The sequence below is a fragment of the Streptomyces sp. MCA2 genome, from assembly GCF_023544705.1.
GTDB classification, from domain to species: Bacteria; Actinomycetota; Actinomycetes; order Streptomycetales; family Streptomycetaceae; genus Streptomyces; species Streptomyces decoyicus.
Genome location: NZ_JAMJFM010000034.1, coordinates 33,443 through 59,058, shown reverse-complemented (window position 1 = coordinate 59,058; position 25,616 = coordinate 33,443). Strand labels below are relative to the sequence as shown.

4 protein-coding genes are annotated in these 25,616 nt (G+C 69.9%); all 4 read right to left on the bottom strand.

Going from position 1 to position 25,616, the window contains the following annotated elements; translation table 11 throughout:
- Window positions 1–3 precede the first annotated feature (3 nt).
- Window positions 4–12,408, bottom strand: a complete 12,405-nt coding sequence (locus tag M8I34_RS25800) for a non-ribosomal peptide synthetase (protein WP_250052942.1) — start codon at window positions 12,406–12,408, stop codon at window positions 4–6.
- Window positions 12,409–12,660: 252 nt separating this feature from the next.
- Window positions 12,661–13,746 (bottom strand): prephenate dehydrogenase, encoded by a 1,086-nt coding sequence (locus M8I34_RS25795; RefSeq protein ID WP_308372718.1) that lies wholly within the window; start codon window positions 13,744–13,746, stop codon window positions 12,661–12,663.
- Window positions 13,747–13,910: 164 nt separating this feature from the next.
- Window positions 13,911–23,357, bottom strand: coding sequence for a non-ribosomal peptide synthetase (locus M8I34_RS41430; protein WP_284050802.1), 9,447 nt, complete (start codon window positions 23,355–23,357; stop codon window positions 13,911–13,913).
- Window positions 23,354–25,312, bottom strand: a complete 1,959-nt coding sequence (locus M8I34_RS25780; protein ID WP_250053022.1) for an ABC transporter ATP-binding protein — start codon at window positions 25,310–25,312, stop codon at window positions 23,354–23,356. The genes M8I34_RS41430 and M8I34_RS25780 overlap by 4 nt, the downstream gene beginning before the upstream one ends.
- Window positions 25,313–25,616: the final 304 nt, after the last annotated feature.

The following is a 25,616-nucleotide window of genomic DNA, read 5'->3' as shown; positions in this document are numbered from 1 at the left end:
TCCTTACAGCGCTTGTTCATCGGCCAGTCCGGCCTCGAGTTGGTCCATCTGGTCGGACGAGAGATCGACGAGCGTGCCCGCCGGGGATGGAGGCGCCGCGGTGGCATCGCCGCCGTCGGCGGCGAGTTCCGTGACCAGCAACGCCAGCCGTTCCGGTGTCCTTTCTTCGAACACCTGCCACGGGGTCAGTTCAAGACCGCCCCGGCGGGCTCGAGCCGACAGCTGCATCGAGATGATCGAATCGCCGCCGAGTTCGAAGAAGCTGTCGTCAACGCCCACCCGGTCCAGGCCGAGTACCTCCGCGAACAGTTCGCACAGCCTCGCCTCCATGGGCGTGCGCGGGCTTCGCTTCGAGGACATGCCCACGAAATCGGGGGTCTGCAGCGCTCGGTGATCGAGCTTGCCGTTCGGGGTGAGGGGCATGTGCTCCAGCGACACGAAGGCCGCGGGCATCATGTACTCCGGCAGGCGTTCGGCTGCCAGCTCGCGCAGCGCGGAGGACAGCGTGCCGTTCCCGGCGGCGGTCGGCGTGCCGTTCTCGCGGGCGGCGTCGGCCGACGGCACGACGTACGCCACCAGCTGCTTGTCGCCGGGGCCGTCCCTGCGGACCGCGACCGCCACCTGGCCGACCCCTGGATGCTCCGCGAGCACGGCCTCGATCTCAGCGGGCTCGACCCGGTATCCGCGCACCTTGACCTGCGCGTCGACCCGGCCCGCGAAGAACAGCTGGCCCTCCCGGCTCCAGCGGAACCGGTCGCCGGAGCGGTACATCCGCTCACCGGGTGCGAACGGACTCGCGACGAACCGCTCCGCCGTCAGGCCGGGGCGTCCGAGGTATCCACGGGCCAGTCCGACGCCCGTGATGTAGAGCTCGCCGACCACCCCCGGCGCTACCGGCTGGAGGAAGGCGTCGAGCACGTAGTGCCGTACGTTGTGAATCGGGCCGCCGAGCGGGACCGCATCGTGTCCTGGGGCCAGCGGGGCGCTCATCGTCGAGCAGATGGTCGTCTCGGTCGGCCCGTATGCCTGGATCACCCGACGGCCCGGCGACCAGCGGTCCACCAGCGCGGCCGGCAGTGCCTCGCCGCCCGTCAACACGGTCTGCAGGGTGTCCGGCAGGTCGTCCTCGCTCGCCAGCACACTCGGCGACACGGTCAGGTGGGTGATGTCCGCCCTGCGGATCGCGTCGCCCAGGGTCACCCGGGGCGGCATGCTCTCCGCGTCGGGCAGGACCAAGGTCGCACCGGCCAGCAGCGTCATGTAGAGCTCGGAGACGATGGCGTCGAATCCGATCGCGGACAACTGCAGGACCCGCGAGGACGACGTCACTGCCATCCGCTCGATGTGCGCGTACCCCAGGTTGACGAGTCCGGAGTGGGCGACCAGGACGCCCTTGGGCACCCCTGTCGACCCCGACGTGTAGATCACGTACGCCGCGTCCTCGGGTGCCACGCGCGGCAGCTGAACAGCCGGATCGGCGGCGGGCAGCTCCTCAAGCACCAGCACCGTGCCCGCGAACTCCGCGGGCACGACCGCTCGTGTCGCCTTCGTGCACACCAGCACCTGTGGCGCCGAGTTCGCCAGGATGAACTCGATGCGCTCACGGGGATAGTCCGGATCGACCGGTACGAACGCCCCTCCGGCGAACGACACCCCCATCAGGGTCACCGCCAGCTCGGCCGAGCGCTCGACCAGTACGCCCACCCGGGCCTCACGCCGCACGCCCAGGCCCACGAGCAGTCGCGCCAGCGCGTGAACCTCGCCGAGCAAGTCGCTGTAGGACAGGCTCCGCGCCGCGTCCTGCACCGCGGGCGCGTCCGGTGTCCGCTCGACCTGCCGGTGGAAGAGCACCGGCAGTGTCTCCGGGGCGAGCGGCTCGTCGGTCCTGTTCCACTCGTCCACCACCAGGCGGCGTTGCTCGGGTCCGATCAGGCCGACCCGGCCCACCGGCGTTCGCGGATCGGCCACGACCTGCTCGAGAGCCTTGAGGAGCGAAGCGAGCAGCTCCTCGACCTCGGTCCGCTCGAACGCGTCCGGGCGGAAGATGACTTCGCCGTGGACGGGACCGGCTACGGATGCGCGCATGGACAGGGGATAGTGCCCGGTGTCGTTCGGGATTCCCGCGGGACGCATGACGATCGCGTCGGGTTCTTCGGACACGGGCGGCGGGGGCGGGTAGTTCTCGAACACCACGATGGTGTCGAAGGCCGCGCCGGGCCCGGCAAGCTGATGGAGCTCGGTCAGCCCGATGTGCTGATGCGGTATCAGCGCGACCTGTCGTTGCTGGAGGTCCGCCAGCATGTCGAGGAATGGTTCAGCGCCTGCCAGGCGGGCCCGCACGGGCAGCATGTTCATGAACAGGCCGACCGCGGACTCGACACCGGGGATCTCGGGCGGCCGACCGGCCACCGCGGCGCCGAAGACCACGTCCTCGCGACCGGTCAGCCGGGCGAGCAGCAGGGCCCAGACCCCTTGGAAGAGCGTGTTCGCCGTCACACCGTGATGGCGGGTGAACTCCCTCAGACGCCGGCTCAGATCGTCGTCGAGTTCGAACCCGACCCGGTCGGGCTCGACGGGCGCGATGATCGTTTCCGGTGGCACGACGTGGGTCGCCTCGTCGAGCCCGGCGAGTTCGGCCTGCCACGCCTGTCGGGCAGCTGTCTTGTCCTGGTGAACGGTCCAGGCCAGATAGTCGCGGTACGACGTCGGGGTCGGCAACGCCCGCCCTTCACCGCCCGCGTGGTATGCCGCAAGGACCTCACCGGTGATGAGCGGCAGGGACCATCCGTCCGCCGCGATGTGATGCGACGTGAAGACGAGCCGGTGCCGGCGCTCCCCGAGGCGCAGCAGGTGCAGACGCAGCTGTGGCGCCCGGGTCAGGTCGAACCGTTCGGCATGCAGCTGTGCCGCGAGACGGTCGACTTCCGCCAGTGCCTCGTCCTCGGGCAGCTGGGACAGATCGGTCTCCTGCCAGGGCGGCGTCACCTCGGCGGCGACCGCCTGCACCGTCGCGCTGGATTCGAGCTGATGAAAACTCGTCCGCAGGGCGGGGTGCCGGTCCAGAAGTACCTGCCACGACCTGCGGAAGCGGGCGACGTCCAGCGGTCCCTCGATGACGAGGGTACGCATGCTCGCGTAGACGTCCGGGCCGCGCTCGTCGGCGGCGTGGAACAGCAGGCCCTCCTGGAGCGGAGACAGCGGCCAGATGTCGAGCAGGCCCGGTACGGCGGCCTCGACCTCCGCCACATCCTGCTGCGTCAGGGCGGTGAGCGGGAAGTCGGACGGCGTGTGCCCGCCGGCGCCGTCGGCGTCGACGTGGGCGGCGAGGCCGGTCAGCATGGCCAGCCAGCCCTGCCCGAGCGACTCCGCCTCGGCTTCGCCGAGTAGGCGCCCGGCCCAGGTCACGGTCAGTTCGAGCTCGGGTCCTTCGGCGGAGTCCAGCACGACCGCGTCGATCTCCAGGGTGTGCCGCAGTGCCGTGTCCTGGTCCGTCGTACCGCCGATGGTCCCCACCATCTGCCAGGGCTGCGCGCCGCCGTCGGGCCCGGGCGAGAAGCGGCCGAGGTAGTTGAACCCGATCTCCGGCTTCGGCAGCGCCGCCAGCACCGGCCCGGTCTCGGCGTTGAGGTACCGCAGCATCCCGTAGCCGAGCCCGCCGTCGGGCACGGCCCGCACGTTCTCCTTGACGCTCTTCAGCAGTCGGCCTGCCGCCTCGCCGCCCGAGATGGCTTCGGCCGTGTTGATCCCGGCCACATCGAGGCGGAGCGGATGGATGTCGGTGAACCAGCCGACCGTCCGGGACAGGTCCAGGTCACCGATGGGCTGGCGGCCGTGCCCCTCGACGTCCACCACGACGGCCGTGTCGCCGCGCCAGCGGGCCACCGCGCCCGCCAGGGTGGCCAGCAGCACCTCGTGAACACCACAGTGGAAGGCCGAGGTTGCCTGCGCCACGAGTACGCCGGCCGTGTCCCGCGGCAGCCTCCAAGACCTGCGTCCCGCGGTCGACATGGTGTCGCGCGTGGGGTCGAACTCGCCCGGCCGCGACGGCGCTCCGTCGAGGATCGCCGTCCACGTCTCCAGTTCCGCGGTCCGGATCGCCGCCTGATCGGCCAGGGTGCGCGCCCAGCGCCGGTACGAGACGTCGACCGGATCGAGCGCCGGTTCCCGGCCCGCGGCCACGGCCGCACAGGCCACCTGCAGGTCCGGCAGCAGGACGCGCCACGACACGACGTCGGCCAGGACATGGTGCGCCACCACCACGAGCCGTCCGAGGCGGCCGGGTCCGGCGTCCACCCACACCGCCCTGACCATCACGCCGGCGGCGGGATCCAGGCGGGCGGCGGTCTCCTCGGCGCAGCGCTCCGCGATCTCGTCCACGTCACCGGCACCGGCCTCGACCCGCTCGACCAGCGTCGCCGCGGCTACCGCTGCCCGGTCGGCCACGACAAGGCGGGGCTGCTCCCCGTCGGTCTCGACGATCCGGCCGCGCAGCATGTCATGGGTGTCGATCACCGCGGCGAGGCCGGCCGCCAGCACGTCCACGGACAGGTCGTCGGGCGCGCCCACGGTCACCCACTGCGCCAGTGCGCGTCGGGTCAGCGCGCGGGGATCGCCCTCGAGCAGGGCCCGCACCACCGGCGTCCACGGGACCTCGCCGACGCCGTCGGCGACGTCGGCCCGCGCCGGTCCGCCACGCTCGGCGACCGCCGCGATCCCCGCGGGCGTCTTGCACTCGAAAACCTGCTTCGCCCCGAAGACGAGATCCTCGCGCCGTGCGCGGGCGGCCAGGCGCATCGACAGGATCGAGTCGCCGCCCAGCTCGAAGAAGCCGTCGTCGGCGCCGACCCGTTCCAGGCCGAGTATCTCGGCGAACAGGTCGCACAACACGCGCTCGGTCTCGGTACGCGGCTCGCGGCCGGCCGCCTTCGCGGTGAACTCCGCAGCAGGCAGGGCCGCACGGTCGATCTTTCCGTTGAGCGTCAGCGGGAAGCTGTCGAGGACCACCACCGCTGCGGGCACCATGAACTCCGGCAGCCGCGCGGCGAGGTGCTCGCGGACCGCGTCGGAGTCCAGGACCGGATCCCCTTCCGGATGCGGCCCCGGATCCCCTTGTGCGGTCACGTACGCGATCAGCCGCTTCTCGCCGGGCTGGTCCTCCCGCACCACCACGATCGCCTGCGCGACCTGCGGAGCCTCGGCCAGGGCCGCCTCGATCTCCCCGGGCTCCACGCGGTAGCCGCGGATCTTCACCTGGTCATCGGCCCTTGCGACGAACAGCAGCTCACCCTGATCCGTCCAGCGCGCCAGGTCGCCGGTGCGGTACATCCGCCCGCCCGTCGCCCGATGACCACCCACGGAGGCGAACGGATCGGCGACGAACCGCTGCGAGGTCGGCCCGCTCGCGCCCGGATAGCCGTGCGCGAGGCCGGCGCCGGCGAGGTAGAGCTCGCCGGTCACGTTGGGTGCCACCGGCTGGAGGAACGCATCGAGCACGTAAGCCCGCCGTCCGGCCAGCGGGCGGCCGATCGGCAAGGTGTCGCCCGTCTCGTCCTGCGGCTGAAGGAGGTGCCACGTCGCGCAGAGGGTGGTCTCGGTGGGGCCGTAGAGCTGCCGGACCCGAACCTCCGGGCACACCCGGCGCACCCGCGCGACGGACGCGAGGGGTACCGCGTCACCGCCGGTCAGGATCTCGCGCAGCCCGCGGAAGGACTCCGGCGACTCCTCGGCCACCACCCGGAAGCTCCCGGCCGTCAGATGGGCGGTGGTGACGCCGCGTTCGATCGCCTCGCGCAGCCGCTGCGCGTCGACCGCGCCCGGTTCCGCGACAAGCACGCGGGCCCCGTTGACCAGGGGCACCCAGATCTCGACCAAGGACGCGTCGAACGCGTGCGACGCGTGCAGCAGCACGCAGTCGTCCGGGCCCTGCGACCAGCCGGCGTCGCTCACCAGCGCCGCCACGCTGGCGTGCGGTACCGCGACGCCCTTGGGGACCCCCGTCGATCCCGACGTGTACATCACGTAGGCCACGTCGTGCGCCCCGACCGTGAGGGCCGGTGCCTCGTGCGGCACGTCCCCGAGCGCCGGTGCGTCCATGACCACCGGCTCGACCCCGTCCGGCACCGCGTCGCGGTTCGCTCCCACGCACAGGGCCACCGTTGCGCCGGCATCGGCCAGCATCCGGTCGATCCGTTGCGCGGGGTAGTCCACATTCACCGGCACCTGCGCGGCCCCCGCCTTCCAGACCGCGAGCAGGGCGACGAACAGGTCCGCGCCGCGTTCCATCACCACGCCGACACGGTCGCCACGCCGCACGCCCATCGAGGCGAGGTGCCCTGCCAGCCCATCCGATGTCCGGTCGAGGTCGGCGTACGACAGGGTGCGTCCCCCGTCCATGACCGCCACCGCGTCCGGGGACCTCTGGGCCTGCCGCCGGAACAGCTCAAGGACCGACCGCCCGCCGGCCGCTTCGCCGGTCGAGCTCCCGTGCTCCCGCACCGACGCGCGCGTCGATGCGTCCGCCACGGCCAGGCGGCCCACTGCGAGCGAGGGCTCCGCCACCATCCGTTCGATGACCCGCAGGACCTGCCTGGCAACCTCGGTGGCTGTTTCCCGCTCGATCCGATCAGGCCGGTAGGCCACGTCGATCCGCAAGCGGTTCCCGGGAGAGGCGCTCATGGTCAGCGGGTAGCTGGTACCGGTCCGGGTGCGGAGCGAGCTGATCGCGAAACCACCGTCGCCACCGGGACCGGCGGCGTCGTCCGGGTAGTTCACGACCATCACGATGGTGTCGAAGAGCGCGCCCGTCCCCGCAAGGCGCTGGATTTTCGAAAGCCCCAGGTACTGGTGCTCCGTCAACGCCGCTTGGCGTCTCTGCACGTCCTGGAGCATGTCCAGCACCGGCCGGCTGCCGTCGAGCCGCACCCGCACCGGGACGGTGTTGATGAACATCCCCACCATCCGCTCGACATCCGGGACCTCCGCGGGACGCCCCGACACCACGGTCCCGAACACCACGTCCGTCCGGCCCGCGAGGCGCGCAAGGACCAACGCCCATGCGCCCTGCACGATCGTGCTCAACGTCAGTCCGTGGCCGCGTGCGAAGTCGGTGAGCGCCCGCGTCGTCTCCTCGGGCAGCCATTCGGCATGCCCGTCCGGCATGACCAGCGTCTTGTCCGCGTCGGCGTCCATCAGGGTCGGTTCGTCCGACCCGGCGAGCTCGGACTGCCACGCCGCTCGCGTCGCCTCCTCGTCCTGACGGCTGAGCCACGCCAAGTAGTCCCGGTAAGACGGTGGCGTCGGCGAGCCCTGTCCACCCGCGTAACCCGTCGACATCTCACCCAGGACGATCGGTGTGGACCAGCCGTCCAGGACCACGTGATGCGACGTCACGACGAGCCGGTGCGTGCTGTGACCGAGACGGATCAGCAGCAGCCGGAGCAGCGGCGGTTGGGTCACATCGAACCGCTCCGCCTGATCCCGCGCGAGCAGGCGGTCGACCTCCGCCGCCGCGGCCGCCTCATCGAGGTGCGACAGATCGGCCGCACGCCAGGGGACTTCGACCTCGCCCTCGACGACCTGCACCGTTTCGCCGGATCCGAGCTGGTGGAAGCTCGTCTGGAGCGACGCGTGCCGGGCGAGAAGCCGTTGCCACGCCGCACGCAGCCGGTGCGCGTCCACCGGTCCGTCGAGGTCCAGGATCCGCTGACTCTGGTAGACGTCGATGCCGTCCTCGTCGATGGCCCGCTCGAAGAGCATGCCTTCCTGCAGCGGTGACAGGGGCCAGACGTCCGTCAGCCCCGGCGCCGCGGCCTCCAGCTCCGCCACGTCCCGCTGCGTCAGCTCTACGAGGCCGAAGTCGGACGGGGTGTGCCCGCCGGCGGCCGGGTCCTCGGCAAGGGCCGCGAAGCCGGTCAGCATCTCCAGCCATGCCTCGCCGAGCCGCTCCACCGTGGCGGGGTCGAGATCGTGGCCGTCGACGGCCAGCCTCAGCCGGGGTCCGGCGGGCGTGTCCTGGACGTCCGCGGCGACCTCCACCGGGTGGGGCGCGAGCATCCCCGGACCGCCGCCGAGCGACTCTTCGCTCCCCTGCCACACGGTGTCCTCGGTGGCGAGGCCGGACCGGCCGAGGTAATTGAATCCGATCCGCGGAGACGGCAACTCGGCCAGCCTGGCCCCGGTATCGGGGTTGAGGTAGCGCAAAAGGCCGTAGCCGAGGCCGTCGCCGGGGACGGCGCGGGCCTGTTCCTTCACGGCCTTCAGCAACTGCCCGGCCGCGGCGTTCCCCGCTGCCACGGCGGACAGGTCGACATCGGGGATATCGAGGCGTACCGGGTGGACGCTGGTGAACCAGCCCACGGTGCGCAACAGATCCTCACCATCGGCTCCATGGCGACCATGGCTTTCCACGTCCACCAGGATCCCGGTGCCAAAGCCGCGTCGGCGCGCAAGGGCACCCCCGAGGCCCGCCAGCAGGACTTCGTGGATCCCGCAGTGGAAAACCCCCGGCAGCCGGGCCACCAGACTGCGCGCCGTGGTTCCGGACAGCGTGCATGACCACGAGTGCGACTGTCCGGTCTGCCTTTCGAGGTGACCTTCGCCGTGACCTTCGACGTGACCTTCGGTGTGCCCTTCGAGGGACGAATCCGCACCCTCCAGTGCGGCGACCCAGTGGTCGAGTTCGGCGATCGTGCTCTCGCTGAACGCCTGCTCGGTCAGCCGCCGCGCCCAGTGCCGATACGACGTCGTCACAGGCTCGAGGGCGGGGAGCCCGCCGGAGATCACCGCGTCGTACGCCGATCGCAGATCCGGCAGCAGGATTCCCCAGGAGACCGCGTCGACCGACAGATGGTGCACTACCAGAGCCAACCGGCCCGGCCGGTCGCTTCCGGCGTCGACCCACACGGCCCGCACCATGATTCCCGCCGACGGGTCCAGCGTGCCGGCCGCCGTCCTGGCTTCGTGCTCGGCGAGCTCATCGAGGTCCGCGGCCTGCGTCGGCACCCGCGTGACCAGGCCGGCCGCGTCCACCGCGCCGCGCTCGGCCACGAAAAGCCGTCCGTCGGGCCGCACCCGTGCCCGCAGCAGATCGTGCACGTCCAGCACCGCCTGCAGGGCACTCACCAGGGCATCCGGGCTCAGGTCCGCCGGGGTGACGACGACTTTCGCCTGTACGAAGGTAGGGCGCACCGCGGCGTCTCCGAGGGCGCGCATCACCGGCGCCCAGGGGATCTCTCCCACGCCTGTGACCGCCTCGGAGCGGTCCCGTATGCGTGTCGTCAGGGCCTCTTGTGCCAGTGCCGCAAGGCGCTCGGGGGTCCGGTGCTCGAATATCTGCCGCGGGGTGAGGAAGATCCCTTCGCGTCGTGCACGGGCGGCCACCTGCATCGAGGAGATCGAGTCCCCGCCCAGCTCGAAGAAGCTGCCCTCGACCCCGACCCGTTCCAGACCGAGGACTTCGGCGAACACTGCGCACAGGATGCGCTCGGCCTGCGTGTCCGGCTCCCGGCTGTCCGCCTTCGCGGCGAAGTCCGGTGCGGGCAGGGCCTGCCGGTCCACCTTTCCGTTGACCGTCAACGGCAGCTGGTCCAGCACCAACACCGCGGCCGGAAGCATGAATTCGGGCAGCTTCTGTGCGAGCTGCTCGCGCAGCCGCACCGGGTCGACGTCGTGCCCCGCTTCGGCGACCGCATAACCGATCAGGTGCTGCTCGTCCCGTACGGACACGACGGCCTGGCCGACACCGGGCAGGCCGGCGAGGGCCACCTCGATCTCGCCGGGCTCCACTCGATACCCGCGGATCTTGACCTGGTCATCGGCCCGTCCGGCGAACGCCAGCGCACCCTGGTCCGTCCAGTACGCCAGGTCCCCGGTCCGGTACATGCACGCGCCCGTCGCCCAGCCACCGCCCCCCGCAACGGCGCTGTGCGCCGCCGCGTCGCCGGGAGTGAACGGGTCAGCGACGAACCGCTGTGCCGTCAAGGCCGCACGACCGAGATAGCCCTGCGCCACACCGGCTCCGGCGAGGTACAGCTCGCCCACCACGCCCGGAGGCACCGGTCGCAGGAACGCGTCGAGGACGTAGGTCCGCCGTCCCGCAAGCGGTCGTCCGATCGGCAGCACCGATCCTGTCGCGTCGCCGGGTTCGAGCACCCACCACGTCGCACACAGCGTGGTCTCCGTCGGGCCGTAGAGATGCCGCACCCGCACGCCAGGGCTGCCGCGCCGCACCCGCTCCACCGCCGCGGGCGGCACCGCGTCCCCACCGGTCAGCACCTCGCGCAGACCGGCGAGCGACTCCGGTGACTCCTCGGCCACCACCCGGAAGGTTCCCGCGGTCAGATGGGCGACCGTGACCCCGTCGGCCACATGTCCGGCCAGAGCCTCGCCGTCCACCGCGCCCGGTCCGGCCAGCACCACCCTGGCGCCCGAAAGCAGCGGCACCCACAGCTCGAACAGGGATATGTCGAAGGCGTGCGAGGCGTGCATCAACACGGCGTCATCGGGGCCGATGGCCCATCCCGGCTCCCCGACCAGCGCCGCGACGTTGCCGTGCGACACCGCGACGCCCTTGGGTGTTCCCGTCGACCCCGACGTGTACATCACGTAGGCGAGGTCGTCAGCGTGTACGCCAACAGACACAGGGGTGCACTCCGCCACCGCCTGCCGCGTCCGGGAATCGTCCAGGACGATCGGATCGAGCCCTTCATCCAGCACGACATCTCGGTACGCCGCTGCGCACACCACTGCCGTCGGCTCCGCATCCGCGAGCATGAACTTCAGGCGTTCCGCCGGATAGGCGGGATCCACGGGGACGTACGCCGCTCCTGCCTTCCACACCGCGAGCAATGTCGCGATCAGTTCGGGCGACCGGTCCATCACCACGGCCACCCGATCCCCGCGCCGCACTCCCCTGCTGCGCAGATAGCCGGCGAGCCGCTCCGCGCGGTCAGCCAGTTCCCCGAACGACATCGCCCGATCGCCATCGACGACCGCTACCTTGTCGCGGCGGCGCTCCACCTGGCGGTCGAACAGATCCGGGGCCGGTCGGCTCGGCATCGTGGCGGCTGTCGCGCCCCATTCCTTGACCACCACATCGCGCTCGGCCGCGCTCGTTACCTCGACCTCGGCCACCGTCAGGTCGCCCGCACCCGTCAGCTGACGCAGCACCTCCTTCAATCGCTCAGCGATGGAGAAGGCTGTGGCCTGGTCGAAGAGCTCCGTCAGATAGTCGAGTTTGAGGAGCATCTTTTCGCCGGGGACGCACACCAGCGTCAGTGGATAATGGGCGGCTGCCCGGCCCTGATGTATGCGAATGCCGAAGTTCCCTGCGGAGTCCGATTCGGCGGGCTTATTGGGGAACTTCTCGAAGACAATCATGGTGTCGAAGACCGCGCCGGGTCCTGCCGCCTGCTGTATGTCCACCAGCCCCACGAACTGGTCGGGTATGAGCGCCGACTGCCGTTTCTGCAATTCTGCAAGGAGTTCCATGACCGGCGTCGAGCCGCAAAGCCGCACGCGTACCGGAACGGTGTTGAGGAACAGCCCCGCCATCTCCTCCACGCCGGGCAGATCCGGCGGGCGCGCCGATACCGCCGCCCCGAACACCACGTCCGTCCGGCCCGCAAGGCGCGCAAGGACCATCGCCCACGCGCCTTGCACCACGGTGTTCAGCGTCAGCCCATGGCCACGAGCCAGCTCGTCCAGCGAGCGGGTGAGGGTCTTCGGCAGCTCGACCTCGACGCTGTCCGGCACGCCGGGTGCTCGCCCCGGATCGGCGGGCGCCACCAGCGTCGGCTCCTCGGCGCCGCGCAGGTGCGCCACCCATGCCGACAGCGCCCGCTCCTTGTCCTGCCTGCTCAGCCACGCGAGGTAGTTCCGATACGACGTCACCGCGGGCAGGGCACGCGGGTCGCCGCCGGCCGGGTACAGCTTCGACAGCTCGTTGACCACGACCGGCAACGACCAGCCATCCATGATCGTGTGATGGCAGGTCATCACCAGTCGATGCCTGCGGTCGTCGAGGCGGATCAGGGTCAGCCGCAGCAACGGCGCCTGCGCGAGGTCGAATCGCTTCGTGCGATCCTCCTCGGCCAGCTCCCGCACGGCCTCGTCGGGGTCATCGAGGTGGGAAAGGTCGACCTCCCGCCACGGCAGTTCCACCTCCTTGACGACGATCTGCACCGTCTCACCCGATTTACGCTGCCGAAAGCAGGCCCGCAGCGGAGCGTGCCGGGTCAGCAGCGCCTCCCATGCCGCGCGCAGCCTGGCCGCGTCCAGCGGCCCGTCCAGGTCCAGGATCCAATGGCCCATGTAGACGTCGGGCCCTTCGCCGTCATAAACCGCGTGGAAGAGCAACCCAGCCTGCAGTGGCGACAGCGGCCAGATGTCCTCGATCCGCGACTGGGCCATCAATATCTCCCTTAATCAGCAATCAGCTATGGGCTTGACGTGAGTCATCGAACTCAGCTGTGAATTCCTCAAACTCGCCCTGATCCGGGTCGAGGAGGTCGACGTCGAATGCGGAACGTGCCGCAGGAAGAATCATCCGCCTGACGGGCGAGCCCGGACAACATGTCCAGTCACACGTGTTCTGCCGGTACTTCGGGATCAGCCGGCAGGCGTACTACGGCTGGTACCGCCGCTACGGGCCGCGGCCGGCGCTCAGCGCTCGTGCCAGCCGCCGGTCCGCAGGGCTTCCCGCAGCGGTGCCGTCATGCCGGGAGCGACGCTGAGATGGACCAGGCCGGCCTGCCGGCCGGTGGCATGCTCGATGCGGATGTCCTCGATGTTGACGTCCGCGCGGCCCGCATCCGTCAGCAGCCGGGCCAGTTCGCCCTGCTGGTCCCCGATCATCACGGTCACCGATTCGAACTGCTCAGGCTGCGTCCCGTGCTTGCCGGAGATGCGGCCGCAGCCCGACACCCCCCTGCGCAGCATGGTTCCGACCATCTCCATGCCACTGCTGCGCTTGGCTTCGTCCGTCGCCGCCATGGCGCGCAGGCCGGCGACCATCTCGCTCAGATCGGCGCCCAGTTCGTCCAGGAGGTCCGCCACGACCACGGCGTTGCCGCCCAGGATGTCCAGCCAGAGCTGGGGGTCGGCTTCCGCGATCCGGGTCAGGTCCCGCAGCCCCGGGCCCGCCAGGCTCACCTCACGTTCCTCGGCGCTGTCCAGGCGCATCGCGACCAGGCTCGCCACCACATGGGGCGCATGGGACACCAGTGCCACCGCACGGTCGTGTGCCGCCGCCTCCATCAGCACAGGGACAGCGCCGCACAGCGTCACCAGCTCCAGTGCCGCGTTGAGCGTTTCGGTATCGGTGTCGGCCGTCGGCGTCAGCGCCCAGGTGCGGCCCTCGAAGAGGTCGCCCCGGGCCTTCAGCGGACCGCTGCGCGACGCACCCGCCATGGGATGCCCACCGACGTAGGCCGAGGTGTCGCAGTTGAGGGCGATGGCGTCGTGCTGCGTTTCCGCCTTCACGCTCGCCACGTCCGTGTAGTGCCGCGCCAGGTGCTCGCCCTGTGCGTCCGCCAGCACCTTGCCGACCAGCGGCGGCGGCACCGCGACGATCGCCAGGTCGACGGTTTGTGTGGGCGAGTGCACCGTACCGGCGCCCAGCGACGCGGCCGTCCGGGCGGCCGCCGAGTCGACGTCCCTGAGGTACACGGTCACGCCACGCGCCCGCAGCGCCAACGCCACCGACGTACCCATCAGTCCTGTCCCGATCACCAGCGCGGAGTGCATCACGGCCCCATCCATTCCTTCGATTGACCAGCATGCGAAACTCGGACTCGCTTCAGGCTTGAAGCAGCGGCCGCGGTGGGGGTCGTGTCTCGTCCGGTGGTCGAGCCGGTGCGGGACGGCCTCGTACAACCGCCCCACACCCCCGCCTCACCACAGAGGACATGGTCCTACTGGTGGTCGAACTCGGCCTCGAATGCGTCGATCTCCTCCTGGTCCAGGTCGAGGAGGTCGACGCTGGATGAGATGTCCGCGCCCGCAGCGGGATCATCCGCGCCCAGCTCCACGATCGTCGCGATGCCCGCAGGCGTCCGGTGCTCGAACACCTCCCGCGGGCCGAAGACCATGCCGTCACGGCGGGCCCGCGCCGCCAGTTGCATCGAGAGAAGCGAATCCCCGCCCAGCTCGAAGAAGCTGTCGTCCGCACCGACCCGCGGCAGATCGAGCACTTCGGCGAACAGATCACACAGCATCCGTTCGACCTCTGTGACCGGCTCCCTGTCCGATACGCGTCCGCTGAAGTCGGGCTCCGGCAACGCCTTGCGGTCGACCTTCCCGTTCGCGGTCAAGGGCAGCGCGTCGAGCACCACCACCGCCGCCGGCACCATGTATTCCGGCAACCGGGCCGCCACACCCTCGCGCACCGCGACGGCATCCACCGCCCTCTCCCCGGCGGCGGTCACATACCCCACCAGCCGTTCGCCGGCATGGCTGGCGCGGACCACCGCCACCGCCTGCCCCACCGACTCCTGTGCCACCAGTGCCGCCTCGACTTCACCAGGCTCGATGCGGAACCCCCGCACCTTCACCTGGTCATCGACACGACCGACAAAGACCAACTCCCCTTGCGGGTTCCACCAGACCAGATCCCCGGTCCGGTACATCCGCTCACCCGAACCGAACGGATCGGCCACGAATCGGGTCGCGGTCAACCCCGTTCGGCCCAGATACCCCCGCGCCACACCCACACCGGCTATGTACAACTCGCCCACCGCACCCGGTGGTACCTCACGCATCCACGCATCCAACACGAACGCCCGCGCATTCGCGGTCGGATACCCGACCGGCGGAATCTCATCACCGTCCGGAATGTCCCGACCGATGGTCATGGCGATGGTGGCCTCGGTCGGTCCATAGGTGTTGATCATCCGGCGCCCGCGCGACCACCGGTGCACGAGTTCAGGAGAACACGCCGCCACCCCCAGGACCAGGCACGGCAGTACCGTCTCGGGTGATTCGGGAACGGTGGCCAGCACGGGGGGCGGGATCAACGCATGGGTGATCTCCCGGTCGGCCAACACCTCGGCCAGCTCGCCACCGGCCACCACACCCTCGGGCGGAACCACCAGTGCCGCACCGCCGCCGATGGCCATGAGCAGTTCCAGCACCGAGACATCGAAGCTCGGCGATGCCAACGCCAGGACCCGGCTCCGTGGGGTCAGATCAAGGCGCTCGGCCAAGCTGTCGGCCAGGCTGGCCAGACCGGTGTGGGTGACCACAACGCCTTTGGGTTCTCCGGTGGAGCCGGAGGTGTAGATGAGGTAGGCCGAGTTTTCGGGCACGGCCCGCAACCGCACCGGATCGGTGGGGTATCCGCTGACGGCACGCACCACCGACTCGTCCACCACGACCGCGGGTTGTGCGTCGGCGAGGATGTAGTCGATACGCGCCTGGGGGTAGTTCGCATCGATGGGCAGCCAGGCGGCGCCGGCTTTGGTGACGCCCAGCACGGCGACCACCAGTTCCAGGCAGCGAGGCAACATGATCGCGACCCGGTCCTCAGGTCCGACGCCGTGGTCGATGAGCCAGTGGGCGAACTGGTTGGCGCGGACATCGAGCTGGGCGTAGGTCAGCGACTGGTTCTCGAAGATCGCCGCCGTCGCCTCGGGGGTGGCGGCGGCCTGCGCGGCGAACAACTCCGGCAGCGTCTGTGCAGGTACCTCGGCCGCGGTGTCGTTGAACGCCCGCAGCTGTTGCCGTTCGGAATCGGTCAGGACCGGCACCACGGACAGCGGCAGCTGCGGAGCGGCGACCAGGGCTTTGAGCACCTGCATGAACCGGTCAAGGACGGCATCGGCCTGCGTGGCCGTGACCAGCGCAGGCTGGCGCTCGAGGCGCAGCTGCAGGCCGTTGTCCGGGATGGCCGTCAGTGCCAGGGGGTAGTGGGTGGCATCGGCATCGGTCACACCCCGCACCCGCAGCCGATCCGGTTCCGCATCGGCGGCTCCGTCATCGATCGCGGCAGGCTTGGGGTAGTTCTCGTAGACGAAGAGGGTGTCGAACAGCTGCCCAAGACCTGCGGCCTGCTGAATGTCGGTGAGCCCGAGGTGGTGATGGGCAAGGACCGCTGTCTGCTCGCTCTGCAATCGCCGCACCAGCTCGGTGAAGGTGTGCTGCGGCCGCAGCCGGACCCGGACCGGGACGGTGTTGATGAAGAGTCCGACCATGGTCTCGATGCCGGGAAGCTCGGCCGAGCGCCCTGACACCACCGACCCGAACACCACATCGTCGCGACCGGTCATCGCCGCCAGCACCACGCCCCACACCGCCTGCAGCAGCGTGCTGACCGTGACGCCGAACTCGCGGGCCCGCGCCGCCAGAGCCTCGAAGAACGCCTCGTCCAGTGCGGCCCATGTCTGTTCGGACATCTGGACCTGCACCGGCCGGTCCGCCGCGACCAGGGTCGGCTCCGGCAAGCCGGCCAAAGCGTTGCGCCATGCGGCGATCGCGGCGTCTCGATCGGTTCTGCTCAGCCAGGCCAGGTACTGCCGGTACGGCGTCACCGGCGCCAGCGCGAGCGGATCTGCTCCGTTGCCGTACAGCTTGAACAGTTCGTCAAGGAGCAGGTGTATCGACCAGCCGTCGAGCAGGATGTGATGGGAGGTCAGCACAAGGCGGTACTGGTCCGGCCCCACCGCGATCACCATGAACCGCAGCAGCGGGGGCCGGGCAAGCTCGAACGGCCTGGCCCGTTCGGCCGCGGCCACCGCCACCGCTTCGGCCTGCGGATCTGCCGATTCCGTTACGTCCACCTGGGTCAAGGGCACCTCCACGATGCCGGCGATCACCTGGTAGGGGGCCCCGGCGGCGCTGTGCCGGAATCCGGCACGGAGGTTGGCATGCCGATCAAGGAGCCCGCGCACCGACGTCCGCAGCAGCTGCACATCCAGCGGACCGGTCAGGTCCAACACCGCCTGTGCGGTGTAGACATCGACGCCGTCGCCTACGTAGCCGGCGTGGAAGGCAAGGCCGTGCTGCAACGGGGAGAGCGGCAACACCTCGGCCAGCCCACCGGCACCCGAGTGTTCGGCCTCAAGGGCCTCGATCTCGTCCTGCTCCAGGTCGACGAGGCCGAAGTCGGATGCGGTGTGTCCGCCTGCGGCAGGATCATCCGCCTGTCGGGCCAACCCGGACAACATGTCCAGCCATTCCTGGCCGAGGCGTTCGATCTCGGCCTCGTCGAGCAGACCGTCCGGCCATTCCAGCGTGAGGGTCAGCTCCGGACCGTCCGGCAGGTCCTGGACGATCGCGTTGGCGTCCACCGCGTGCGGCAGGTCCGTGCTCGTATCCATCGAACTGCCGATGTCACCGGCCAACTGCCAGGCCCGCACACCGTTCTGGTCACCGCTCTGGTCACCGACAGCGAACCGGCCCAGGTAGTTGAACCCGATCCGGGGCGACGGCAGTGCCGCCAGGACCGGCCCGGTCTCATCGTTGAGATAGCGCAGCAATCCGTAGCCGAGCCCATCGCCGGGCACCGCCCGCGACTGCTCCTTGACCACCTTCAGCAGGCGCCCGGCCGCCGATCCACCGGAAAGCACCTCCGTCAGGTCGATCCCCGCCACATCAAGACGCACCGGATGCACGCTGGTGAACCAGCCCACTGTCCTGGACAGATCCATGCCGTCGACGGGATGACGGCCATGGCTTTCCACATCCACCAACAGCGCGTCCTCGCCGTGCCACCGTGCCACCGCGCCGGCCAGGCCAGCCAGCAGGACTTCGTGCGCCCCGCAGTGGAACACCCCCGGAGCCCGCCCCACGAGGACCGACGTCTCCGCCTTCGGCAGGGCCCACGACCGCGAGCGCACAGCACCGCTCGCATCCTGGCCTGTGGTCAGCGCGCGCGCACCGACCGGCTGATCCTCCTGCGAGACGATCGCCTTCCACGCCGCCAACTCGCCGACCCGCTCCGCGGAGACCGCCCACTGCTCCAACAGACCTGCCCACCGCCTGAACGACACCCCTACGGGTTCCACCACCGGCTCCCGCCCGGCGGCCACCGCCTCGCAGACGGTCTGCAGATCCGGCAGCAGGACCCGCCACGACACCCCGTCGACCGCCAGGTGATGCACCACCACCACCAACCGCCCCAGCCGATCAGGCCCCGCGTCCACCCATACCGCCTGCACCACCACACCCGCCGCGGGATCAAGCCGCTCCACCGCCTCCCGCGCGGCGTCCTCAACGACCTCATCCAGCGGACGTCCAGCAGCCGCCACGCGCGTAATCAACCCGGACGGATCCACCGACCCGGGCTCACCCACCACCAACCGCCCCGGCTCCACCCGCACACGCAACATGTCATGTGCGTCCATCAGCGCCGCCAGCCCCGCCGCCAGCACGTCCTGCGTCACATCCGGCGGCGCACCCACCACCGCCCACTGGGCGAACCCCGCCCCTACCACCCCATCCCCCAGCATCCGCATGACCGGCGTCCACTCGACACCACCCACACCATCGGCCGCGAGGGAACGATCACTGTGCGGCAGCGGCGATCGGGCCGCAAGGCGCGCGAGCCGCTCCGGCGTCCTGCACTCGAAGACATCCCGCGAGGTGAACCTCAAACCGGCATGGCGTGCCCGCGACGCCAGCTGCATCGAGAGGATCGAATCCCCACCCAGCTCGAAGAAGCTGCTCTCCGCACCGACCCGGTCGACACCGAGCACCTCGGCGAAGAGGTCGCACAACACCCGCTCGGCCTCCGTGACCGGCTCCCGTCCCGCCCCCGCGGCGGCGAAATCGGGATCGGGCAGCGCGCCCCGATCGATCTTCCCGTTCGCCGACACCGGCAGCGCGTCAAGGGCTATCACCGCCGCGGGCACCATGTGCTGAGGCAACCGGGAGGCAAGCCCCTCGCGCACCGCGCGCGGATCGATGTCGCTCGGGGAAACATAGGCAAGGAGTCGGTCCGCGCGGACGGTCACCGCGGCTTGGGAGACCCCTGGGTGGTCGGACAGAGCCGACTCGATCTCGCCGGGTTCGATCCGGAACCCACGGACCTTGACCTGGTCATCGGCCCGTCCGGCGAACACCAACTCACCCTGGCTCGTCCAGTACGCCAGATCCCCTGTCCGGTACATCCGCTCGCCAGGGGCGGACGGATCAGCCACGAACCGCTCCGCCGTCAGCCCCGCGCGCCCCAGATAGCCGCGGGCCAACCCGATTCCGGCCACGTACAGCTCACCAGTGACCCCTGGCGGCAACGGAAGCAGGAACGCGTCCAGCACATAACAACGGCCTCCCGCGATCGGCGTCCCGATCGGGACCACATCCCGGCCCGCCGCCAGCGGCGTACTCATCGCCGCGCATACCGTGGCCTCGGCCGGCCCATAGGCGTCGATCAAGCGCCGCCCCTTGGACCAGCGGTCCACCAGGCTCGGCGGGCATGCCTCGCCCGCCACTACCACCGTCTGCAGCTCGTCCGGCAAGGCGTCGGCCGTGCCGAGGACCGACGGCGGAACCGTCACATGCGTGGCCTGCCACCGTTCCAGCGCCTCGGTCAACGACACCTGCGGCGGCAGATCCCGCGCCGGTGCCATGACCAGCGTCGCCCCCGACAGCAAGGCCATCAACACCTCCGACACCATGGCGTCGAAGCCGAGGGCCGCGAACTGCAGGACCCGTGACGAGCGCGACACACCGAACCGGTCGATCTGCGCCGCCGCCAGATTGCCGAGCCCCGCGTGGGAGACGACGACCCCCTTCGGAGCGCCCGTCGAGCCCGACGTATACATCACGTACGCCGCGTCACCCGGGCCCACCTGCGGCAACTCCGCGTCCGAGCCCCCCGCCGGATCGGCCTCGCCGACCACTACCAGTCGATCCGCGAACTCCTTCGGCACCGCCGACCGGGTGGTTCCCCCACACACCACCGACACCGGATCGGCATCGTCCAGAATCCACTTCACGCGTTCGGCCGGATACGCCGGATCCACCGGAACGAACGCACCACCCGCCAAGGACACGCCCAGTATCCCGACCAGCCACCACGACGACCGCTCCACCACCACGGCCACCCGGCGCTCCGGCCCGACCCCGCGAGCCCGCAGCACAGCGGCCAGGCCCACCGCCCGGTCCCACAACTCCCCGAACGACAGCTCACCCTCACCGTCCACAACGGCCACGTCGTGCGACCGCTCCGTCACCACCCGCCTGACCAAGGCCGGCCATGGTTCGCCCACCGCCAACGCCGGGTGCGCGTCATGCACCTGGCCCTCGGCCACACCGACCCGCCCCACCAGTCCGGACGGATCAGCGACCAGCGCGGCGAGCGCATCGACGAACCACTGCAGAGCCGACTCGGCAACGCTCTGTCGGATCTGCCCGTGCCAGTAGCTGAGCTGGATCCGGAAACGATCTCCCGGGATGATGCCGAGGGTCAGCGGATAGTGGGTCCCCTCGACGGTGCCGAGATACGTGAATTGGCCTGCGAACTCGCGCGGATAGTTCTCGAACACCAGCAACGTGTCGAATGCCGCGCCGGAGCCGGCCGACTTCTGGATCTCCGGCAGCCCCAGATGCTGATGCGGGATCAGGGCCGTCTGCCGGTGCTGCAACTCGGTGAGCATGTCTATGACCGATTGCCCGCCGTCCAGTGGGGCCCGGACCGGCACCGTGTTCATCATGAGGCCCGGCATCGACTCCACGCCCGGGAGCACCGCGGGACGGCAGGCGACCGTGGCGCCGAAGACCACATCGGTCCGCCGCAGAAGTCGCGCAAGCACCATCGCCCACGCGCCCTGCACCACCGTGTTCAACGTCAGACCGTGGTCGCGGGCCAACCGCGTCAGCCGGGTGTGCAGATCCGTCGGCAGGTGGACGACGCGGTGGCCGTAGTCCGCCGCGGGAGCCGCTGTCGCGATGAGCGCCGGCTCGTCCAGACCGGACAGCTCCGCCCGCCAAGCCGCACGTGCCGCATCCTTGTCCTGCCGGTCCAGCCAGGCCAGGTAATCCCGGTAGGAGGCCGAACCCGCCCGTTCCGGGAGCTGCCCACCGGCCGTGTACGCCTTGGCCGCCTCGTTGAGGATGACCGCCACCGACCAGCCGTCGATCAGGGTGTGGTGGATGACGGCCAGCAGGCGGTGCCGGTCCTCGGCGATCCGCATCAGCACAAGGCGGGCCAGCGGAGCCTCGGTGAGATCTAACCGCTTCTCCTGTTCCCGTTCGACCAGGGCGTCGACGGCCGCATCGACATCGCTCGCACCCGTCAGATCCACCTCCTGCCACGGCAAGGTGACGTGCCGGTGGACGACCTGCACCGTCTTGCCCGACGGGAGTCGATGGAAGCTCGGTCGAAGCTGGGCGTGTCGAGCGAAAACCGCTTCCCATGTGGCCCGCAGCCGGGCCGTATCCAGCTCTCCGTCCAGCTCCACGAGCCAGTGCACCTGGTAGATGTCGCGACCCTGATCACCAAGGCCATGGTCATCGAGGGTCGACTGGAAGAGCAACCCCTCCTGGAGCGGTGCAAGGGGCCAGACCTCCTCCGCCTCCGCGTCGACGATCGCAAGCTCCGCCTCGTCCTGCGCGGTCAGGGCGATCAGCGGCCGGTCGGTGGGGCGAGAAGCCGGTACGGCACGCGCCACGGCCGCGAGGCGTGCGGGGGTCTGCTCCTGAAGGATCTGGACGGGTGTCAGCAGCAGGCCGGCTTTGAACGCACGTGCCGCCATGCGCATCGTGACGATCGAATCTCCGCCCAACTGGATCAAGCTGTCGTCGACACCGACGCGTTCCAGGCCGAGCATCTCGGCGAAGAGATCGCACAGGACGCGCTCCGCCTCGGTCACGGGTTCACGGCCGGTAGTACTCGCCGCGAACTCGGGCGCGGGCAACGCCGCTCGGTCCACCTTGCCGTTGCCGGTCAGTGGCAGCGCGTCCAGCACGATCACCGCGGCCGGAATCATGTGCTCCGGCAGTTCCGTCCCGAGGCGCTCGCGGATGAGATCGGGATCCGTGTCCCCGTCCGCCACCACATAGCCGATCGGGCGCCCGTCGATCGCCACCAGCACGGCGTCGTGGACGCCCGGCTGAGCCGTCAGCGCGGCCTCGATCTCGCCGGGCTCGATCCGGTATCCGCGGATCTTCACCTGGTGATCGACCCGGCCCGCGAACAGCAACTCACCGTCCGCGGTCCACTGGGCGAGGTCCCCGGTCCGGTACATCCGCCCACCCGTCACCTGATCACCGCCACCCTCAAAGGCGCTGTCGGGTGCGTACGGATCCGCCACGAACCGCTCCGCCGTCAGGCCCGGCCGGTTCAGGTAGCCGTCCGCCAGACCGGCACCGGAGAGGTACAGCTCACCGACCACACCCGGCCCCACGGGCCGCAGCGACTCATCGAGCACCTGGGCCCGGCGGCCCGGCAGCGACCGTCCGATCGGCAGCGTCGGCTCCATCACGTCACCAGGCTCGAGCACATGCCACGTCGCCCACACCGTCGCTTCGGTCGGGCCGTACAGGTGCCGGATCCGCGCTCCGGGACAGGCATCCCGCACCCTTTGCACCGCGTGCGCGGGCACCAGGTCGCCACCGGTCTGCACCTCATGGAGCCCCGCGAACGACTCCGGCGACTCCTCCGCCACCGCGCGGAAGTTCCCGGCGGTCAGATACACCCTCGTCAACCCGGCCGCGACCAACTCCCGCAGGCGCCGGGCATCCACCGGCCCCGGCCCGGCGATCATCACCCGGGCGCCCCACGCCAGCGGCACCCAGATCTCGAACATGGAAGCGTCGAACGCGTACGGCGCGTGCATGAGGACCGCGTCGCCGGGTTCCATCGCCCAGCCGGAACTCTCCACCAGCTCCACCAGGCTGCGATGCGGGACGGCCACCCCCTTCGGGGTGCCCGTGGAGCCGGAGGTGTACATCACGTAGGCCAGATCGCCCGGGTGCACCGTGACCGCCGCCGCGTCGTACGCGCCGTCGTCCGTGGCGTCGTCCGTGGCGGCGTCCCACTCGATCGACTCGATCCCGTCCGGTACGCCGTCGCGCGCCGCGACCGAGCACACCATCAGGGACACCCTCGCGTCCGCCACCATGAACGCCACCCGCCTCGCCGGGTAGGCGGCGTCCACAGGTACGTACACCGCCCCCGCCTTCCATACGGCGAGCAGTGCCACCAGCAGGTCGGCCGAACGGTCCATCATGACCGCGACGCGGTCGCCGCGGCGGATGCCCCGACTGATCAGGCGCCCGGCAAGCCGGCCCGCGTGCTCATCGAGTTGCCGGTACGTCAGAACCCGGTCGCCGTCGACGACGGCCACCGCATCGGGCGTCCGGTCGACATGCGAGGCGAACAGCTCAAGGACCGTAGGTGTGGCCTGCGCTGTGGAATTCATCGTTCTCCTTCACGAACCGCCTGATGCACCGACCGGAGTGTGTCGTCCGGTCCGGGCCCGGTCCCGAGTCCGGCGGGCTCGGCGCCGTTGTCTCCCGGCTTGACGAACTGCGTGTGATAGAGCTCGGCATAGAGGCCACCCTCGGCCAGCAACTCTTCGTGCGTCCCGTGCTCGCGGACCTGTCCGTCGTCGATCACGAGAATCTGGTTGGCCTCGCGGATCGTGGACAACCGGTGGGCGATCACCAGCGAGGTACGGCTGCGCAGGGCGGTCTTCAGTGCCCGCTGGACGGCGGCCTCCGACTCGGAGTCCAGGTGCGCGGTGGCTTCGTCAAGGACGACGACCGAGGGTGCCTTCAGGAGCAGCCGGGCGATGGCCAGTCGTTGCTTTTCCCCGCCCGACATGCGGTAGCCGCGATCGCCCGAGACGGTGTCGAGCCCATTGGGGAGGGATGCGATCAGATCCCAGATCTGGGCCCCTTTGCATGCCTCGATCAGCTCGTCCTCGGTGGCACTCGGGCGAGCGTAGAGAAGGTTCTCCCGGATCGTGTCGTGGAAGAGGTAGGTGTCCTGGCTGACCACTCCTACCGTTTCGCGGAGCGAGTCGAAGGTGAGGTCCCGCAGGTCGTGTCCACCGACGCGAACGGTCCCTGAGTTCGAGTCGTACAGCCGGGACACCAAGTGACTGATGGTGCTCTTGCCCGCGCCGGACGGGCCGACGAGCGCGGTGAGGGTTCCGGCCCGCACGTGAAAGCTCACGTCGCGCAGGACATCCGGCGTCGCTGTCCCGCGCTCGCGATCGGTCCGCAGATGCTCCAGGGATGCAAGTGAGACCTCGTCCGCGGTGGGATAGCGGAACGACACATGCTCGAACTCGACGTCCGGCGCCACGTTCTTCGCGAGCGCGACCGCATCGGGGCGTTCCTGGATCAACGGCTTCAGGTCGAGCAGTTCGAAGACCCGGGAAAAGCTCACCACGACGGTCTGCGCGATCTGCTGCATCCCGGACAGCTGGGTGATCGGCCCGAACAGTCGCTGGAGCAGGGTGGCGATGGCGATCAGCGTGCCGAGCTGGAAGGCCCCGTCGAGCACGAGCCCGCCACCGACCCCGTAGACCATCGCCGTGGCGAGCGAGGCCATCAGCGTCATCATCACGAAGGCCATCCGGCCCCAGACGGAAAGGTTGACGCCGATCTTGCGGATCCTGTCGGCACGATCCGCGAATTCCGCCATCTCCTCGTCCGGACGGCCGAAGAGCTTGGAGAGCATCGCCCCTTGTACGTTGAACCGCTCCTGCAGTTGTCCGCCGAGGCCGGCGTTCTCGTCCATCTGCCGTCGGGTGCGCCGCTGTATCACCTGCCCCACGCGAATCCAGGGAACGATGAATATCGGGACCAGCGCCAGCGTGATGAGGCCGACAAGCCACGACAGGTAGAACAGCTCGGCCAGCACCACTACGACCATGACCGCGCTGGTGGCCGCCATCAGCAGGCCGCCGAACTGCTGCTGCGCCATGATCAGTTCGGTGTGCAGCCGGCCGACGAGCACCCCCGTCTGGGTGCGGGTGAAGAACGCGAGCGGCAGCCGCCGGACGTGGTCGAGCGCCTGGACCCGCAGGTCGTAGGTGACCACCTGCCCGATCCGTCCGGAGATGTAGGCGGACACCAGCGACAGCCCCGCGCCCAGCAGGGCAAGGCCGGTGGCCAGGCATGCCGTCAGGATCACGACCCCGCGATCGTTCTTGACGATGCCGTTATCGACAAGCTCCTTCAGCAGCAAGGGAGTTGTGGCGACGGCAAGCGCCTCCATCGTGGCGACTACGACGAAGAGCGCCACCATGCGGCGGTGCGGGCGAAAGTAGGTGAGCACACGGCGCACCGTCCCCGGGTGGATCGTGGTCTGCCAGGGATCGGGATCGTCATCGCTCTTGTTCACCCCCTGGTAGCGCAACACCATTTCCACGCGGGTGCCCCTCTCACACGGCTCTCAGACGGCTCACGAAGTCAGCGAAGCTCAATCGTGCTGAACCAAGCCGATGTCCACGAGTGAGTCCAACTGAAGATTCCGGGCACTTGGACGCATCTGCCGGCGTCGGTACCGCAAGGCTGCCGCGGCACGGGGGACCACCGCGATCGCCCAGGTGACGGTCTGCGAGCCGCCACGAGCAAGGCCCCGGGCCGACGGCCCGGGGTGCAGGTGCAGGTGCGGGAAGTCGCCGTACCGCAGGTCATCGGACTCGGCACCGGTTATATCTCCGCTT